Below are 17,183 nucleotides of genomic sequence, written 5' to 3'. Positions count from 1 at the left end.
TCACATGCCGGTGCTCAGCTCGCGCAACAGGGCGGTCTTCAGCGTCTCGCGCATCGACGGCGGCGCCGCGTCCGCCCCGGCCACCAGGTAGATGGCGTTGAGCAGCTGGTCGGTGGCGAGGTCGGCGTGTTCGCGCAGCCCGATGAACTCCCGGATCAGGTCGGCCGCGTCGGCGGCGTGCTCGCCGGAGAAGTAGCCGGCGACGATCCGGGTCAGCGCCTCCGGCCGGGGCGCCGGGATGTCCACCCGGATGCACCGCCGGAGGAAGGGCGGCGGGAACTCGCGCTCGGCGTTGTTGGTGATCACCACGATCGGGAAGGCCCGGCAGGTGACCCGGCCCCGGTGGATCGGCACCTGCAGGCCGTCGGCGGAGAGCACCCGGACGTCGGACTCGCTCTCCGGTAGCCGGGTCAGCTCCAGGATCTCGTACTGCCCCTCCTCGAAGACGTGCAGCAGGTTGTTGGGCAGGTCGACGTCGCTCTTGTCCAGCTCGTCGACGAGCAGCACGCGCGGGCGTTCCCAGGGGAGCAGGGCGGTGCCGAGCGGGCCCAGCGTCAGGTAGCGGCCGATCGGCGGTGCGTCGGCGCCGTCCCGGTGCTCGTATCCCGCGCCGAGCCGGCCGATCGCGTCGTACCGGTAGAGCGCCTCGCCGAGGGTGGACCGGCTGGTCACCGGCCAGGAGAGGACCGGGCCCAGGCGGAGCTCGTACGCGATGCTGTGCGCCAGCGTCGACTTGCCCATCCCCGGCTTGCCGGTGACCAGGAGCGGGCGGCGCAACCGGATCGCCGCGTTGACCAGGTTGACCGTCTCCTCGTCGGCCTCGTACGACCGGGCCCGTACGGCGAACGCGGCCGGCGTCGGGTAGGCGTCCGGATCGAACCGCAGGGCCGGCCCACCGTCGAACCGGCGCCACGGCGGCGGTGGCGGCAGCATCTCGATGCCGTCGTGCGGCTCGGAGGCGGCCCGGTAGATCTGCCACTCGGCGGCGGGTGGCCGTGGCGCTGTCTCCCGATCGATCATGGTCACTCCTGTCCCACGCTCAGACCGGCGCGCTCAGGCCCGCGTCGGGCATGAGGCGCTGCGGGTCGTCCCAGAGGAGGCACACGTGCGTCCCGACATGGTTGTCCGCGCCGTCGGCGGCGCGGCGTAGCAGGTGCACCCGGCGGACGAGGTCGGCGACCGCGAGACCGCTGAGCTGATTGGCCGTCTCGGCCATGAACTGGTCGGCCAGCCGGTGGCTGCGGCACCAGAGCAGGGCGACCACGCCGAGCGCCAGGGCCTCGTTCACCACCTGCGGCACCACCCGGGCCAGGGCCGAGGGGACCCGCCAGGTCAGGACCAGGCAGACCGGGACCTCGTCGGTGTAGCCGTCCCGTTCACGCAGGCGGTGCTCCAGGGTGGGGGTGGCGCCGGCCGGCAGGGCCGCCCAGGTGATCGCGAGCGGGTGATGGGCGCTCCCGTTCTCGTGCACCCACCCGGCCCGCCGCTCCCACCGCCGGCGCAGGAGCGGGTTGTGCATCCGGGAGCCGCTGCGGACCACGACCGGGTACGCCGCGCCGAGCCGGACCAGCCCGCCGTCCAGCATCACCTCGAACTGGTCCACCGCGTGCCCCAGGAGGTCGTCGGGGAGCACGAACTCGATGCTCAGCTCGCCGACCGGCGTGACGCTGTGCAGGACCCGGCGCAGCTGGGTGCCGATGTGGCCGGGTATCTCCTGCAGGCCCAGCGGCTGGTCGTCGTAGGTGACCAGCACCTCGCCGGTCCCGTCGTCGTGGCGCAGGACGATGGTGAGCAGATAGGCGCCTGGTGTGGGCAGGTCCTCGTTGAGCTTGACCATCAGGTAGGAGCGCTGCGGTGCGGTGATCGCCGGGCGCTCCGCGGCGATCGCGACCGCCTCGGTGGGCACCTTCCAGCGGTCCGACAGCAGCTGCGCCCAGCCGGCGAGCGCGTCCGACTCGGGCCGGGGACACCGGGCCGCGAGGCGGGTGAGCAGCACGAGCAGCGGGGGCGCGCCGGGCATGCCGAGTTGCCCGGCGAGGGTGTCGATGATCGCGATCGGGTCCCGGGCGTCGAGGCGGTCGCGGGGGCCGAGCGGTCCCAGCGCGAGGTGCATCGCCTCCTGGACCTGCTCGGCCGGCAGTTCGGCGAGCAGCGCCGCGAGCCGGGCCGCCTCGTCGCCGAGGAGCCGGCGGCCGGGGTTCTGCCCGGCCAGCAGGTTGAACCGGTCGGACTCGTGCCCGTCGCCGAACAGATCGTGCACCACCGCGGTCAGCGCGAGCAGGGCTATCCCGCCGGGGTGCTCGAGGCAGGCCCGGACCACGGCGTCCAGGTCGGCGCGGACACCCCGCCCGGCGGTGACCCCCAGCGGGCTGTCCAGCCGCTGGTCGAGCGCGGCGATCAGCTCGGTGCGCCCGGCGAGCAGGTGCAGGCCGTCCAGGTCCATCAGCGCATCGACCAGGGCGGCCTGGTAGTCGTCGTGCTGCGCCTGCGCGATCGAGCGGGCCGGGACGGGCCCGGCCGGCAGCAGCGGGGCGACCGCGGCGAGGCGGGCGGCGACCGCCTCCATCGACATCATCCAGGCGCCCTTGACCACCACCTCGCGGTCGACGCCGACGATCATCCCGATGACCCGGGAGGTGCTCTCCTCGACCACGCCGGCACCGCTGTAGCCGCGTTCGATACGGGGGCCGGGCACGGTCACGTCGTTGAGCTGCACCCAGTCGCCGCCCGGCCCGGCCGTTCCGGTCAGGCGGGCGGTGGCCCAGCGGCCGACGGGGTCCCGGTGCGCGTGGCCGAACGCCCGGACCGCGCGGCCGGAGGGCGGTCCGCACGGTGCCAGCGCCGCCGGCTCGTGGCCGACCGGCCGGTCCAGTCGCAGCAGCGCGAGGTCACCGGTGAGCGGGGTGTCGCCGCGGGGCACCCAGCCGTGCGGCGCCACCGTGGCGGAGCGCCGGTCGTCCGCCGTGCCGGTCGGGAAGTCGATGATCACGGTGCTCTCCGGCGCCTGCCGGATCGACGCGCCCGGCAGCGCCGTCGCCACCACGTGCGCGCAGGTCAGCACCAGGTCGGGGGCGATGAGCACGCCCGCACCGCAGATCCGCTCCGCGCCGTCGAGCACGCTCACCCGCCAGCCCTCGTGAGTGGTCGGCACCGCGGGTCACTTGCCGGCCGGGCGCCAGACGAGCGTGAGCACGATGTGCCCCTCGCTCGCGGTCTTCGCCAGCACCGCTCCGGCCTCGCCGCTCAGCTTCAGCCCGATCTCCATGGTGATCTCCTGCGGCGGGTCGGCCATCCTGCGGAACTGCTCGAAGGCCACCTCCGCGGCCCGGCGGCCGTGCGCGACGGCGGCCGAGAAGGTCTGCGCCGCGCGTGCCGGGAGACCGCCCGGTGACGCCTCCGCGAAACCCGTGTCGTCGTCGTCGACCTCGACGGCGATGGTGGTTCCCTGATCGAGGGCGTAGTGGAGCAGTTCCGCCATACTGATCTCCGCTCATCAATGCGTGAGGGTGCTCACATCGTACGGGGAGAGTCGGACCGCGCCCTAGTACACGTTAAGGCACACATATCGGGCAGGTTCCCCCGAATGAGTGTCAGACGTGATTGAAATCGGTCCAGAGCCGGCGGTGCCGCTCCAGCCGCTGCTGCGCCGGGATCATCGACGACACCGGTACGGTGCCGTCGAGCCACCCGTGGAAGCGATCGTCCAGCGAGCCGACCATCCGGCGCCCGGCGTCGTTGAAGGCCGGCGCGTCCCGCAGCGTGGCGAGAACCTCGCCGAGTTGTACGTAGAGATCGGCGAAACTGCGCTCGGAGGCATCGAGGGTCGCGATATCGGTGCCGAGACGGCGCCAGAGGTCGGCGACCGCGAGAAAGGCGTACGCCCCCTGGAGCATGCCGCCGATAGGCCGTTTATCGCGCCGCCATGGTGCGAAATAACGGCATTCGGGATCGCCGGAATGCAGGGCGATGAGATCGAGCAATGCGCTCAGCTTCGAATGCTGGAATTCGTGCACCAGCGCGGCCGCGGCGTGATCGGGGCGGCGCGGCGCGCTCAGGGCCACCGCGCCGAACGCGATCCGGGACGTCGCGCTGACGTCCGGGCTGCCCGGCTCCACCCGCAGCGGCACCACGGCGCGCAGCCCGGCGGTCAGCTCGGCGGCGTACCCCGGCGCCCGGTCGGCGAGCAGCCCCCAGGCCTCGGTGAGCACGGCCGACCAGCGGGCGAACGCGGCGTCGTCCAGCCGGGGCGTGGCCGGCACGTGGTAGCAGTCCCGGTAGGCGTCGGTGTCCTCGACCGCGACCACGCAGGGGCCGCCGAGGACGATCGTCCGGGCCGGCAGCGCCACGTGCCCGTCCAGCTCGAGGCGGCCACCGGCGTACGCGACCCGGACCCCGTCGCCGGGCACCCCCGCGACCGACCCGTGTCCGGGAAGGTGGACGGCGCCGTGCCGGGCGGGCACGACGAACTCGCCGGAGAGCCCGGCCCGCGCGCCGGCGACCACCGCCAGGGCGGCGAGGCGGCCGAGGGTGTCCGGCTCCGCCGCCCGGTGGCGTACGGCCGAGGCGAGCCAGGCGCCGGTGAGCGGCGCCGACAGCAGATCCTCGGTGACGTCCGGCCGGGCCCGCTGCGCCTCGCCGAGCACCGCGAGCGCCCGGTCGGCGGCCTCCCGGCGGGCGCCGGTGCACTCACGGAGCAGGGCCAGGAGCAGGTGCAGGTGCTTGGCGAGCTGCCCCGAACGGAGGAATCCGATGGTGGCCGGGGCGCTGGCACCACCGCCGAGGTCGGCCAGGACCTCGGGTGTCACCCGAAAGTGTCGGACTTCGGGGGTAGCGGTGGACACGCTAGTCACCTGTCGACGAAGCTTGACCAGCTGGAGATCGCCTCGGTCGCGTTGTCGACGTCCGCCAGCACCGACCGGATGGCGGTGTCGAGTGCTCCCTGATCGAGTGACGACAGGTCACCCAGCGGGATGGACGATACGTCCAATAATTCTGCCGGATAGCAGCAGAACTCGTCCCCGCTCGAGTCACCAACCGTCATCGTGTGTCTCCTCCAGCGTTAATCTGCGGCCGTTCGATGTGCGGGCAGAGAACGGCTAAATTAGTGTAAGTCCTGGTCAGGGGCGCTCGGCGGCCGAAAGGGCGGAACTCGGCCAGCGCAACTGTAGTCCCAAGCCGTTCGGCCATGGTGGACCGGTGGCTTATCAAAAACGCGTGCTCTAATTGCGCCGCAGTGTCGTCGAGGCAAGAGGCGGGTGGCCGGAGTGCTCGACGGGGAGACACCGCTCGCGGCCGGCCGGTCTCCGGTGCCGCTGCGCCAGTTCGTTCTCAAGATCCACCAGCGGTGCAATCTCGCGTGCGACTACTGCTACGTCTACACGATGGCGGATCAGAGCTGGCGGGACCGGCCGCAGCTGATGACGGCGGAGATCCGGGCCGCCGTGGTGCGCCGGATGGCCGAGCACGCCCGGCGGCATCGCCTCGAGGAGATCGCCGTCATCCTGCACGGCGGGGAGCCGCTGCTGGCCGGCGCGGACCTGATGGCCCGGTTCGCCGGGGAGATCCGGGCCGCGATGCCCGCCGGGACCCGGGCCCGGATCAGCACACAGACCAATGGCACGCTGCTCACCACGGGCGCCCTGGACACGCTCACCGAGGCCGGCATTCGCATCGGGGTCAGCCTGGACGGCACGGACGCGGCCAACGATGCGCACCGGCGGTACGCCGACGGGCGTGGCTCCGCCGGCCTGGTCCGGGCCGCGCTGGGCCTGCTCGGCAGTGATCAGTATCGGCCGTACTTCGCGGGGCTGCTCTGCACCGTCGACGTCGCCGCGGACCCGGTCGACTGCTATCTGGCGCTGCTGGAGCACCGGCCACCGGCGATCGACTTCCTGCTGCCGCACGCCAACTGGGTGGACCCGCCCGCCGCGGGGCACGGCGCATGGCTGATCGCGCTCTTCGAGCGGTGGTACTCGGCGCCCGTACAGGAGACCCGGATCCCGCTCTTCGAGGCGGCGCTGAGCCTGCTGCTCGGCGGGCGGAGCCGGTCGGAGCACCTCGGCCTGAGCCCGCACGCGGCGGCCGTGGTTGAGACCGACGGGATGATCGAGCAGACCGACGCCCTCAAGTCGGCGTATCCCGGCGCCGCGGCGACCGGCCTCTCCGTGCTCACCGACGACTTCGACGCCGTCCTGAAGCACCCGGGCGTGGTCGCACGGCAAGCCGGGCTGGCCGGGCTGGCCGCCTCCTGCCGCGAGTGCTCCCTGGTACGGGTCTGCGGTGGCGGCCACTACGCCCATCGATACCACCCGGACCGGGGCTTCCTCGGGCCCACGGTGTACTGCGAGGACATGTTGCTCTTCCTCGGCCACGTCGCGGGCCGGGTCCGCGCGGACCTCGACCGGCGCCGGGCCCTCCTGGCCGGCGTGTCGACCGGGCCGGCCGGTCCGGCGGGCGTGATCCGGGAGCGATCAGCGGCGCGGGTCGGTGGAGCGGTGCCAGAGGTCGCCGGTGAGCTGGTCGAGGGCGGCGGCCAGGCGATGGCGGTACGTGCCGAAGGCGATGCCGAGGCGTTCGGCGGCGCTCTCCTGGGTGACGGCGCCCTGGAGGAACGAGACGGTCAGCGTGCGGTGCAGGGTGTCACCGCGGGCGGTGCCGCGTAGCGCGTCGACGGCCTCGCCCACCACCGTGCGCAGGTGGTCGGCGCGGGCGGAGAGCGTACCCTCGCCGGCCAGGCGGGTGCTGAGCAGTGCGCTGGCCTCGACGCTCGGGCGGTGTGCCCAGTTGCGGAGCAGATCGCGGACCGCGCGCTCGAAGTCGGGGCGGGGCGGCGCGGCCGGGCGGGTGGGTGCGGCCGTGCCGCCGTTGAAGAGGCGGGTGCGCATCTGCTCCAGCCAGGCAGGGACCGGTACGGCGGCCCAGTCGTGGGCGAAGACCGCGGAGAGCGGGCCGGTGAGGCGCTCGTGGCCGATGTACTCGCAGACCGCGGCCCAGTGGTCCGGATCGGGCATCACCAGGAAGGTCCAGGCCAGGTCCGGTTCGAGCAGCGAGATCGAGCCACCGCGGGCGTTGAGCAGCTCGCTGATCGGCTCGGGGTCCGGCTCGCCGGGGCGGATGACGACGAAGCGCTGCACCGCGATCTTCTGGCCGGGACGTGGCGGCGCCGTCTCCATCGTGTACGCCCAGACGCCCGCGATCAGTGCGTCCCGGGCGTTCTCGGTGTCGTCCGGGCGGTACATCCGCAGCCAGCAGACGTACGCGACCGGCTCGGTGTGGTCCGTCCGGCGGACCACCCGGAACGCGTCCGGCTGCCGGTCGAGCCAGAACGCGACGAGCCCGGGCTCGTCGGAGATCGCGAGCACGGTGTCCCGGTCGGTGTCCCGGTACGCGTCCTCGTACACCCCGCCGTCACGCCCGTGCGACCCGGTGAACCGGCCCTGCGGGTCGCCCTGCCGGTGCAGATAGCTGAACGCGGTCACGGCGGGGAGCACGTCGGTGGCGACCGCGGTCATCGCGCGTTCCACGAAGTACGGGCTGACCAGGGTGTGCATCGCCTGCCACTCGTCCGGGTCGCGCCAGCGCAGGTCGGCCACGAGCAGGTCGCGGACCAGGGCGTACGGCCGGAGACCCTGGGGACCGGCCTCGATGAACGGCTGCTCGCGGAGCCAGGCGAAGAGCTCGGCGCCGTGCTCGCCGAAGATGAACCGCAGCAGGTCCTCGCGGGTGTCCAGGACGTGCGCGCAGACCTCTAGGGCCCGCCGGTGCGCGGCCGAGGGCAGGTCGCCGACGAGGCGGTCGAGCAGCATCTTCACGGCCGGCTCGTGCGGCTGCCAGCGGCTCACGTCGCCGGGGTGCCGGAGCGCCACCTCGGCGGCGAGCACCAGGGCCAGCGGGTGGCCGCCCGCGAAGCCGTGCACCGGGCCGCCGAGGCCGTCCGGGACGCCGCGCCGCCGCAGCAGGTCGGCGGCGTCGGCGGGGGAGAGGCCGGCGAGCGGTACCTCGCGGACGGCGGCGGACCACTCCGGGTCGGGGCGGCGCTTCGGGTCGGGTGACCGGCGGCCGGCGATCACCACGACGGTGTCCGCGGGGAGCCCGGGCAGATAGCGGTCCCAGAACCAGCTCTCCAGTCCCGGCGCGGCCTCGAACGTGTCGACCAGGAGCACCCGCCCGGGCTGATCGAGGGCGGTGGCCTGATCGGCGGCGGCCTGCTCGAAGGCGGCCGGTGTCGGGTCGATGCCGCGGACGTCCACCCGGACGACCGGCCGTCCGGCGCGCTCCGCCTCGTCGCCGCAGCGCCGCAGCAGTGCCGACTTGCCGATGCCCCCGGGACCCCAGACGTAGAGCACCGCGTACGGGTCCGTCCCGTCCAGCGCCGCCCGGAAGAGGGCGAGCTCGGCCTCCCGCCCGGCGAACGCGGCCGTGCGCGCGTCGCGGAGCCGGTCGGCCAGCGTCAGCGGCGTGCTCATGCTCTCTCCCGGTGTCCGATCGCCCGAGCGGCACCGTACTACCCGTACCTGGTATCCGGATCGGTCAACGGGAGGCCGGCCCGGGTTTCGGGAAACAAACCCAGGAGTTTCCGAAATAGCGGTGAACCGACCCCGGGTCCGCCTCGTAAACCCTGCACCCACTCTGCGTCGCCCGGTATCGGGCACTCGCACCTCCAAGCTCCCTTCACCACTCCGGAGGCGACATGAACCTCATCCCACGCGTGACGTCGCGGCTGAACAGAGCCGTAGCGGTCGTCGCCGTCACCGTGCTCACCCTGGGTCTCATCGTGGGTATGTCGACCCGGTCGGAGGCGACCTCCGGCGCGACGGTGACCTTCGTGAACGCCACCGGCGAGACGCTCTGGATCGGCTCGAACATGCAGACCGACGGGTCCAAGCGGATCACCGGGCTGCCCACGCTCGCCCCGGGCGCGCAGGGGAGCGTCAAGATCCCGGACGGCGGCTCGCCGAGCTACTGGCGGGGCACGTTCTTCGCCCGTCAGCGCTGCACCGGCGATGCCGGCAGCACCTTCCACTGCCTGGTCGCGGACTGCGGCAACCTGATCGACCAGTGCGTCACCGGCGAGCAGGACGCCAGCCTGGCCGAGTTCAACTTCGATCAGAACGATGCGGGCGCGCCCTGGTACGACGTCAGCTACGTGAACGCGGTCTCCACCGCGATCACCATCGACACCCCGGGCGTGACCGGCGCCAAGGCGGCGGGCACCTGTTCGCACATGGACTGCTCCGGTGGCCAGCTGCTCGCCGCGTGCCCGGCCCACCTCGCCGTGACCGATCCCACCAAGGGCGACCGGATCAACTGCATCAACAAGTACCGGAACGACGTGACCGACTACGTCGAGGCGCTGCGCCCGTACGGCCCCCGGGCCTACCTCTGGTCCACCAACGACGCGGTCGAGGGGAACGAGACCATGTTCACCTGCCCGGGCTGCGGTTCCGTGGTGATCACCTTCCGGAACAGCGGCACCGTCGGCACCGGCGGCGTGACCAACGGCGCGGTCTTCACGGAGACCGGCGACGGCGGGAACAACAGCGGCACCTTCGCGATCAAGGGTGACTACGGCCGGTGTGTCGACGTGCCGGGTGCGAACTCCGCGGACGGTCTGAAGATGCAGATGTGGGACTGCAACGGCGGCGTCGCGCAGAAGTTCAGCTGGGACTCCAGCGGCAGGCTCGTGGTGATGGGCAAGTGCCTGGACGTCGCCGGGGCGGCCACGGAGAACGGCACCAGGATCCAGCTGGCGAACTGCAGCGGCAACCCTGCCCAGGTCTGGGAGCTCGATGGCAAGATGCTGCGGAACCCCATGTCGAACCGGTGCCTCGACATCCGCGACTGGAACAAGAACAACGGCGCGGGGCTGCAGATCTGGGACTGCAACCCGGCCGGTCAGGTGAACCAGAACTGGACCCTCGCCTGAGGGAAACGGTCTCCGGCCGCGTTGTGAAGTAGGGGAACGGAAGGAAACGCATGGAGTCAGGTGCCGAGAGGCGAGTACCGCGCTGGTGCGTGGTGCTGATAGCCCTGCTGGCGATCCTCATCCCGGCGGCTCCGGCCGCCGCGAGCGAGACCGGCAAGTACTACATCGTCGGCGCTCCGGTGAACGGCCAGCGGGAGTACCTGTACGACATCGCGTTGAAGACGCTCGGCAGCGGCAACCGCTTCCGCGAGATCATCGCGCTCAACAAGGGGCGGAAGCAGCCGGACGGCGCCACCTTCACCGACGGGGTGGAGGTGGCGCCGGGCTGGATCCTGATGCTGCCCAAGGACGCCAAGGGCTCGGGGGTGCACTCCGGCGCGCTCCCGCAGATCGGCGCGTCGAAGGCGACCGCGAAGCCGACCGCCACGAAGACCACGTCCGCGGCGCCGTCGCCCTCGGTGACCCGGACGACACAGGCACCGATCACGGTCACCGAGCCGCCGGTCCAGGAGGCCGCGGCACCGTCGACCGACTACACCTCGTACGTGATGCGGGGTGGCGCCGCCGTCCTCGCGGTGGTGCTCGCCGGCCTGGCCCTGTGGGTGCTGCGCCGGGGCGCCTACGCGATGAAGCCGGTGCCCGCCGAGGCGGACGACGACGGATGGCCGCCGAAGCGTCACCACACGCCGACGCCGGCCGAGATGGGCGGGGAGCCGACGGCGCTTACCCCGGCCGGGTCCGTCGCTCCGCACGGCCGTCCCCCGGCGCCGGCCGGGATGTCCGTTCCACCGTTTTCCGGGTACGGTCCTCCGCCCGCCGAGGCGGCTCCGCCGCTGGGGGTGGGTGGCCCGCCACCGGGCGTGGCGGAGCCCCGCTTCGGCCAGCCCCGTCCGCAGTTCGCCATGTCGGGTCAGTTCATGGGCGGCGGCGAGGAACCGACCGAGAAGACGCCGGCCGCCCCGCAGCCGGTCTCCGCCCCGCCCGTGCCGGCACCGGTCTCCTACTCACCGCTGGCTTCGCCGTCCGGCCCCATGCCGTTCCCCACCCCCGATCCGGTCTCCGCGCCCCCGTTCGCGCCGGTCGAGCAGCCGTCGATGGCGGTGCCACTGCCCGCCGAGCCGGTCTCCGCACCGCCCGCCGAGCGGCCGTCCACCGTGGAGCCGCCCTCGGTCGAGACGCCGAAGTGGGAGGCGCCCGCGGGTGACCCGGCGAGGATTCCGGCCCGGGTCCGGAACTCGGGCATTCCGCGGATGCGCCGCCAGGTCCGCCGGGTCGACCCGCAGCAGGTCCAGCAGCCCGCCGCGGTCTCCGCCGTCCCGGCCGCGCTCGGCGAACAGCCCACGGCACCGACCGCCACCGCCGCCCCGGCCGCCGCCCCGACGGCTCCCGAGTTCTCCGACCCGGTGTCGGTCGTGCCCGTGCCGGAGACCGCGGTCTCGGCGTCCGTCCCGGCTCCGGTCGCCCCGGCGCCCGTGCCGGACGCGCCCGTGGCCGCGCCGGAGCCGGTGGCCGCGCCGGAGCCGGTGGCGGTGCCGGTGGAGCGGCCGACGTTGCCGGTCGACGGTGAGATGCCGTTCGTCAAGGCGGAGCTGATCAGCGAGGCCGGCCCGATCCTGGTTCGGCTGGCCGGGGTGACCAGCGGGCCGGACACGCCCGCGTACTCGTGGCTCGCCGAGGACGAGCCCACCCCCGCCGCTACCGTCCCGCTGGTGCTCGGCCGGCAGGGCCCATGGTGGCTGCACGTCGACCTGGGGCGTACGCCGGACGTGCTGACGCTGGTCGGCAGCGCCGAGGACTCGCGGAGACTGGCCGTCGCGTTCGCGCGCCAGCTGCACGCGGATGGCATCGGGGTGGCCGTGGTCGGCGACGCGCTCGGCGAGGACGTCTTCGACGGCTGCCACCTGCTCACCGGCTTCCCCGAGGCGGGCGACGAGCCGCCGAGCCGGTGCATCATCATCTCGGCCGGGCTGCCCGCCGGGGGCATGGCCGGGGTTCGTGGCCTGGTCACGGCGACCCGCGGCCGCTGCGTCCCGGTGCTGATCGGCGAGGTCCCGAACAGCCGGTGGTCGGTGCAGGTCGGTGCGGCCCCGGGACGATGACGGTCCGGCGGATCCGGTTAGATCAAAGTTCGCTGAAGCTTTGGTCGTTCGGTGAACGCGGAGGGCTTCTGATCCGCTGTAGAGGACGAACAGCCGGGCCGGTCGGCCGCGGGCGACTGAAAGAGGAGGTATCGGTGCGCGCGAAGCGCCCAACCCTGGTACGCCTGTTGGCTTCCATGGCGGTGGCCTGCTGCCTGGCAGTGGCGACGATGGTGATGCCGGCCTCGGCGGACGACACCCAGGCCTACGTCAAGTACTACCTGGTCGCGTCGGCCTACCAGGGGCAGCCGGAGAACCTCACCGAGATCGCCCAGCGGTTCCTCGGCAGCGGCACGCGGTCCGCCGACATCTACAACCTGAACGCCGGGCGTGCGCAGGCGGACGGCTCGAGCCTCACCGACGGCAACACCCTGCACGCGGGCTGGTACCTGGTGCTGCCCTGGGACGCGGCCGGTGACGGCGTGAAGTACGGCCAGATCCCGACCGGCGCCACGCCGACGCCGACCTCGACCAAGAAGACCAGCAAGCCGACGAAGACGCCGAACTCGGGCTCCAAGCCGAGCCCATCGTCGGCGAAGCCCACCAAGAGCACGAGCTGCGCCACCACCACCGGGTCGAGCAGCAAGTCGGACTGGGCCCAGCTGCGGATGGCGGTGGACAGCGCCTGGGACGTGAGCCGGGGCAACGGCGTGATGGTCGCCGTGATCGACTCCGGTGTCGACGGCACCCTCGACTCGCTCAGCGGCCGGCTCTCGCCCGGTGCGGACGTCACCGTCGGCAACGGCAAGGGCACCACCGACTGCCTCGGTACCGGCACCGCGATGGCGAGCATCATCGCCGCGAACGCCACCTCGGCGAAGACCCCGGTCGGCATGGCGCCGGACGCCACCATCCTGCCGGTCCGGATGGTCTCCACCACGGCCACCGGCCGGGCCGCGGACGCCGCGAACGCGATCGAGGTCGCGGTCAGCGCCGGCGCCTCGGTGCTGACGCTGGGGTCGTACGTGGACCTCTCCGCGCCGGAGGTGCTGACCGCGCTGACCACGGCCCTCAACCACGACGTGATCGTGGTGGCCGGTGCGCCGACCAAGCCGATCACGCTGCCCTCGCCGAGCGACTCCTCGGCCACCGGCGCGCTGCTGCTGGTCGGCGGCGTGGACGCGGACAACAAGCTGGTGGAGGCGTACCAGCAGGACAGCGTCGAGGTGATCGCGCCGGGCGCGGACGTGGCGGCGATCGGGCCGGGTAAGTCCGGCGCGCTCAGCTACACCGGCACCCAGTACGCGACGGCCTTCGTCGCGGGCGAGGCGGCACTGGTCCGGGCGGCCTATCCGGAGCTGGCCGCGGTTCAGGTCGAGCAGCGGATCACCGGTACCTCCGACGCGGTGGCCGACGCGACCGGCCTCGGATCCGGCATGATCAATCCCGCCGCGTCGGTCGCCAAGGCCGTCGACGGCGAGGCGCCCGCCGCGACCGCGGTGGGTGATCAGGAAGTGGCCAGCAGTAGCAGCGGTGGTGGGAGCAAGCGGGGCCTCGCGGCGTTCCTCTGCCTCGGCGTGGTATTGATCGCAGGCGGCATCGTCCTCTGGACACAGAGGATGAAGAACCGCGACTGACGACCGACCGACGCTTTTGTTGATGGAGGTGGGGCCGACCATGAGTGATGTGCTCGCGCCGAGGTTCGCCGACCCGGCCGGTGACCTGCGGCGATCCGCGGGCGCGGTGCTCCGCGCGGTGGTGGCGGTGTGGTCGTCGATCCGGAAGTCCGACGCGGGGGCCCGGGCGGCGGTCCCCGCGCAGGCGGTGCCCGCCTCCGCGTCCGCCGTGCCGTCGGCGCCGGGCGGCGGGGATCTGAAACCCGCGGACGCCGAGGCGCTGATGCGGCAGATCGTCGACGAGTACCGCCGGCCCCTGCTCCGCTTCCTGACCCGGCTGCTGCTGGGTCAGGAGGAGCTCGCCGAGGACCTGGTCCAGGAGACGCTCCTGCGGGCCTGGCGCAACCGGGAGTCGCTCGCGGCGGACCCGCCGAAGATCGCGCCGTGGCTCTACACGGTCGCCCGGCACGTCGCGATCGACGCTATGCGTGCCCGGCAGGCCCGCCCGCCCGAGGTGAGCCTGCCGGACCTGAACCGGGTCGCCGACGCGGACGACGAGATGGACCGGGTGGTGAGTGTCCACGCGGTACGCCTGGCGCTCACGAAGATCAGTCCGGAACACCGTGCGGTGCTGCTGGAGATGTACTATCGGGGCGCATCCGTGGCCGAGGCGGCAGCCCGTCTGGGAATCCCCGAGGGCACGGTGAAGTCCCGGGCGTATTACGCGGTGCGCTCCCTGCACGCCGCTATCGGGTCGACCGACATCTCGCGTGGTACCCAGTCGTAGGGGAGGCTCGGATGCGCGCAAGCGGGAACCACACCGCGGCGGAGCAGGAGAGGCTTGCCCTCTACCTGATCGGGGCGCTGGACTCCGACGATCGTGAGTCCTTCGAGGCGCACCTGGCCGACTGCTGGGTGTGCCTGAACGAGGCGACCGAGATCGGGGCGTCGGCCGCCGGTCTGGGGCTGCTCGACGCCGCAGACTGGGATCTCTCCCCGGACCTGGCGTCGTCCCCGGCCTTCCGGGACACCGACGTGGTGCCGGACTTCCTGGCGTCACCGGCCCCGTCGGCTCGGTCCATGGCGGCCCCGTCTCCGGCGGTCCAGTCCCCGGCGATCACGCCGGATCCGGTGCCCGCCCCGGAGTCGTCACCGGTCTCGGCGAAACCGGCCGGCTCCACCCGGCCGGGCAAGGACCGGCCCGCCGGCTCCCGTCCGCCGGGCCGTCCCGGTGCGGCGCGGCGCCGTAAGCGGGTCGCCACCTGGGCCGGCGCGGTGGCCGCGGTGCTCGTGCTGGCGCTCGGCGGTACGGCGGCGTTCAACCAGCTGACCGCGACCGATCAGGGCGTCGTACTGAGTTCGTCCGGTGAGGCGCACGCCTCCGGGGTGAGTCTCTCGGTCAACGTCACCACCGGGGAGCACGACGCCTCCACGATCCACCTCACCGTCACCGGCCTGCACACCGGCACGCTCTACCGGCTGTACGCGGTGACCCGGGACGGGGCTACCCACGAGGTGCGCGACTGGACGGCCACCACCAGCCCGCAGACGGTCGACGGCGAGACCGAGCTGAAGGTCGACGACATCTCGTTCGTCACCGTCGGCATCGTCGGCGGCGCGGCCGTGGTGACGGCCCCGCTGCACTGAGCCCGGCGCTGTTCACCTCCGCGTAACCGGCGTCACGTCGGCGCCGGTGAACCGGGGTGGGTGGCGGGTCGTAAAGCTCGGGTCAACGTCGACGACCCGAGAGCACCGGAGGCACCACCACCATGGACGACCCTCATCAACGCCCGGCCTCCCGCCAGTCGTGGAGCACCGTTTACCGCGACGCCGACAGGGTGGCCGTCACACTTCTGCGGCGCGACCTGGCGCGGCAGCGATACTTCGTCGCTCCGCGCGCCCGGTCGATCTCCGACACCACCATCCTGCACATCCTCAAGCGCCACTACCGTGCCGAGGGCGAGGGCGGCGGCCGCGAGGAGTGCGTGCCCGCCGACCAGAAGCGCTGGACGCCGGAAGACCGGCTGCGGGTTCTCCGCCATCTTGCGGAAATCATCCGGACCGGCCGTTTCGCCAAGTCGATCAATATCGACGAGCACCGGCTCCAGCAGCTCTGGGTGAGCGGCCAGCTCCCCTCGGTCGAGAAGCTCTGCCGCGACGTCCAGCGGGGTGGCCTCTCCGCCGCCGGCAATGCCGAACTCCAGTGGCTGATGTCGACGTGGACGACCCGGCAGGAGACCGAGAAGGCGGCGGCGCTGCGGACGAGCCAGCGGACGGCGGCTCGTCGCAAGCGCCGGAAGGCCCTGTACGACCAGGCGACCCGGGTCAACCAGCGCCGCCTGCGGGCGGCCGCCCTGCGCGGCCCGTCGGCCCAGCGCGTCCGCTGAGCCACCGTCCGGCAACGAACCGCAACTCGTGGTGAACCAGCGCGGTACGCCCAACGTAGGGCGGGGGCCCGTCGCACTCTCATCGTCAAGCGCAAGTCACGCGGAGGTGGGCGCATGCCCGAAGCACGGCAAGTCGCCATCGACATCATCAGTAACGATGCTCAACAGAGCGGAAACTACAACGCCCAGGACGCGATCCGGGAAGCGCAGGGCCGGCTCAACAGCGCCCCGAATCAGGGCCCGCAGGTGCCGCCCGATATCCGGCACTGGGAGGCTCGGCACTACGAGCGGGTCGCCGACCAGATGCGCGACGTCATCAGCGCCAGCGAACGTCTTCGGGCCGCCGATCGTGCTGGAGACCTGCCGACGGCGCGCGATTTCCGTGACGCGGTCACCGCCGAGCGGGATGCCCGGAGTGCCGCGGCCATCCAACAGGCCCGCGATGCGAAAAACCAGCCACGGAGCAAGGGGGCGCTGTTCTCCGGCGCGGCCAGAATCGTCCAGGGTATCGCGAGCGTCGTTGCGGCGACGGCACCCAAGGGCAGCACCCGGGAGGCGGTCGCCAAGCGGGTGAGCACGGCGGCGAGTATCGCCAGTGGCGCGGGCACGTACGTCTCCGGTTCGTCGACCTGGGAGGACCGGGACCAGAGCGTCGCGGGCATCACCCGCGACGCCGTGCGGCTGGTGCCGGAGGATCGCGTACACGAAGCCAAGAACATTCGGGATGCCGTCGGGATCGGTGTCGGGACCAAGTCCCTCAGCCGTCGCGCCCGCGAGCGTGGCGAACAGAGCGAACGAGACGAACGCCGGTCGGCGGCAGCGAACGTCGGTAGCCGTGACCGTGACCGGGACCGTGACCGGGACCGGGATAGGCGCCGGGACCGTGACCGGGATGGGCGCCGGGGCCGGAGCGATGCACGGGACGACAATCGGCTGTTGCAGTCGAGCTCGTCGAGTTCGCCGAGCCCGGCGCCGCAACAGCAGCAGTACCAAGGACGCTGACGCCGATGGGTGCCGGGCACCCATCGGGCGGCCCGGCCCCGGCTCTCCATCTCGACGGACGCCCCGCGACGCCGGCGTCGCGGGGGGGGGGGCGGGTCCGGCCCCCCCCGGGGAAAGGCACCCGGATGGGGGGGGGCCGCACCCGCCCCCGCGCGGCACCCCCCCCGCCCCGGGG

The 17,183-nt window shown here is 72.8% G+C and carries 13 protein-coding genes and 1 pseudogene; 8 read left to right on the top strand and 6 right to left on the bottom strand.

The annotated features are described in order from the left end of the window. From AB0M08_RS41940 to AB0M08_RS41920, 5 genes are all read right to left on the bottom strand, one after another. Nucleotides 1-1,020, bottom strand: coding sequence for an ATP-binding protein (locus tag AB0M08_RS41940; RefSeq protein ID WP_364506118.1), 1,020 nt, complete (start codon nucleotides 1,018-1,020; stop codon nucleotides 1-3). A 19-nt stretch (nucleotides 1,021-1,039) separates the two neighbouring features. Further along, the gene (locus AB0M08_RS41935; RefSeq protein WP_364506115.1) at nucleotides 1,040-3,151 is read right to left on the bottom strand and encodes a trypsin-like peptidase domain-containing protein; all 2,112 of its coding nucleotides are present in this window, start codon (nucleotides 3,149-3,151) and stop codon (nucleotides 1,040-1,042) included. A gap of 6 nt (nucleotides 3,152-3,157) precedes the next feature. Then, a complete protein-coding gene (locus AB0M08_RS41930) occupies nucleotides 3,158-3,478 on the bottom strand; it encodes a CU044_2847 family protein (RefSeq protein ID WP_364506113.1) in 321 nt (106 codons plus the stop codon). A gap of 112 nt (nucleotides 3,479-3,590) precedes the next feature. Beyond that, nucleotides 3,591-4,805, bottom strand: coding sequence for an HEXXH motif-containing putative peptide modification protein (locus tag AB0M08_RS41925; protein WP_364506110.1), 1,215 nt, complete (start codon nucleotides 4,803-4,805; stop codon nucleotides 3,591-3,593). A 41-nt stretch (nucleotides 4,806-4,846) separates the two neighbouring features. Further along, on the bottom strand, nucleotides 4,847-5,041 hold the full coding sequence (locus AB0M08_RS41920; RefSeq protein ID WP_364506107.1) for a hypothetical protein: 195 nt from the start codon (nucleotides 5,039-5,041) through the stop codon (nucleotides 4,847-4,849). Nucleotides 5,042-5,255: 214 nt separating this feature from the next. Here AB0M08_RS41920 and AB0M08_RS41915 point away from each other — a divergent pair. Beyond that, nucleotides 5,256-6,314: pseudogene (locus AB0M08_RS41915) on the top strand (FxsB family cyclophane-forming radical SAM/SPASM peptide maturase); the annotation flags it as partial. Nucleotides 6,315-6,470: 156 nt separating this feature from the next. Here AB0M08_RS41915 and AB0M08_RS41910 read toward each other — a convergent pair. Continuing rightward, a complete protein-coding gene (locus tag AB0M08_RS41910; protein WP_364506104.1) occupies nucleotides 6,471-8,465 on the bottom strand; it encodes an ATP-binding protein in 1,995 nt (664 codons plus the stop codon). 224 nt (nucleotides 8,466-8,689) lie between these two features. Between AB0M08_RS41910 and AB0M08_RS41905 the strand changes: the two genes are divergently transcribed. From AB0M08_RS41905 to AB0M08_RS41875, 7 genes are all read left to right on the top strand, one after another. Beyond that, nucleotides 8,690-9,925, top strand: coding sequence for a ricin-type beta-trefoil lectin domain protein (locus AB0M08_RS41905; protein ID WP_364506101.1), 1,236 nt, complete (start codon nucleotides 8,690-8,692; stop codon nucleotides 9,923-9,925). Nucleotides 9,926-9,975: 50 nt separating this feature from the next. After that, on the top strand, nucleotides 9,976-12,024 hold the full coding sequence (locus tag AB0M08_RS41900; RefSeq protein WP_364506098.1) for a hypothetical protein: 2,049 nt from the start codon (nucleotides 9,976-9,978) through the stop codon (nucleotides 12,022-12,024). A gap of 134 nt (nucleotides 12,025-12,158) precedes the next feature. Next, a complete protein-coding gene (locus AB0M08_RS41895) occupies nucleotides 12,159-13,640 on the top strand; it encodes a S8 family serine peptidase (protein ID WP_364506095.1) in 1,482 nt (493 codons plus the stop codon). Nucleotides 13,641-13,680: 40 nt separating this feature from the next. Continuing rightward, a complete protein-coding gene (locus AB0M08_RS41890) occupies nucleotides 13,681-14,406 on the top strand; it encodes a sigma-70 family RNA polymerase sigma factor (RefSeq protein WP_364506092.1) in 726 nt (241 codons plus the stop codon). 11 nt (nucleotides 14,407-14,417) lie between these two features. Then, the gene (locus AB0M08_RS41885; protein ID WP_364506090.1) at nucleotides 14,418-15,266 is read left to right on the top strand and encodes a hypothetical protein; all 849 of its coding nucleotides are present in this window, start codon (nucleotides 14,418-14,420) and stop codon (nucleotides 15,264-15,266) included. Nucleotides 15,267-15,388: 122 nt separating this feature from the next. Further along, complete coding sequence (locus tag AB0M08_RS41880) at nucleotides 15,389-16,006, top strand: hypothetical protein (RefSeq protein ID WP_364506087.1); 618 nt, start codon at nucleotides 15,389-15,391, stop codon at nucleotides 16,004-16,006. Between the two features lie 114 nt (nucleotides 16,007-16,120). Next, nucleotides 16,121-17,008 (top strand): hypothetical protein, encoded by an 888-nt coding sequence (locus AB0M08_RS41875; RefSeq protein ID WP_364506084.1) that lies wholly within the window; start codon nucleotides 16,121-16,123, stop codon nucleotides 17,006-17,008. Nucleotides 17,009-17,183: the final 175 nt, after the last annotated feature.

The sequence above is a fragment of the Actinoplanes sp. NPDC051851 genome (assembly GCF_040681165.1).
In the GTDB taxonomy this organism is placed as follows: Bacteria; Actinomycetota; Actinomycetes; order Mycobacteriales; family Micromonosporaceae; genus Actinoplanes.
This window is presented reverse-complemented; position numbering and strand designations above follow the sequence as displayed.

What these genes read in the sequence shown, in the direction of transcription:
- AB0M08_RS41940 (WP_364506118.1), bottom strand. Translation starts at nt 1,020, where the DNA reads ATGATCGATCGGGAGACAGCGCCACGGCCACCCGCCGCCGAGTGGCAG.
- AB0M08_RS41930 (WP_364506113.1), bottom strand. Translation starts at nt 3,478, where the DNA reads ATGGCGGAACTGCTCCACTACGCCCTCGATCAGGGAACCACCATCGCC.
- AB0M08_RS41920 (WP_364506107.1), bottom strand. Translation starts at nt 5,041, where the DNA reads ATGACGGTTGGTGACTCGAGCGGGGACGAGTTCTGCTGCTATCCGGCA.
- AB0M08_RS41910 (WP_364506104.1), bottom strand. Translation starts at nt 8,465, where the DNA reads ATGAGCACGCCGCTGACGCTGGCCGACCGGCTCCGCGACGCGCGCACG.
- AB0M08_RS41905 (WP_364506101.1), top strand. Translation starts at nt 8,690, where the DNA reads ATGAACCTCATCCCACGCGTGACGTCGCGGCTGAACAGAGCCGTAGCG.
- AB0M08_RS41900 (WP_364506098.1), top strand. Translation starts at nt 9,976, where the DNA reads ATGGAGTCAGGTGCCGAGAGGCGAGTACCGCGCTGGTGCGTGGTGCTG.
- AB0M08_RS41890 (WP_364506092.1), top strand. Translation starts at nt 13,681, where the DNA reads ATGAGTGATGTGCTCGCGCCGAGGTTCGCCGACCCGGCCGGTGACCTG.
- AB0M08_RS41885 (WP_364506090.1), top strand. Translation starts at nt 14,418, where the DNA reads ATGCGCGCAAGCGGGAACCACACCGCGGCGGAGCAGGAGAGGCTTGCC.
- AB0M08_RS41880 (WP_364506087.1), top strand. Translation starts at nt 15,389, where the DNA reads ATGGACGACCCTCATCAACGCCCGGCCTCCCGCCAGTCGTGGAGCACC.
- AB0M08_RS41875 (WP_364506084.1), top strand. Translation starts at nt 16,121, where the DNA reads ATGCCCGAAGCACGGCAAGTCGCCATCGACATCATCAGTAACGATGCT.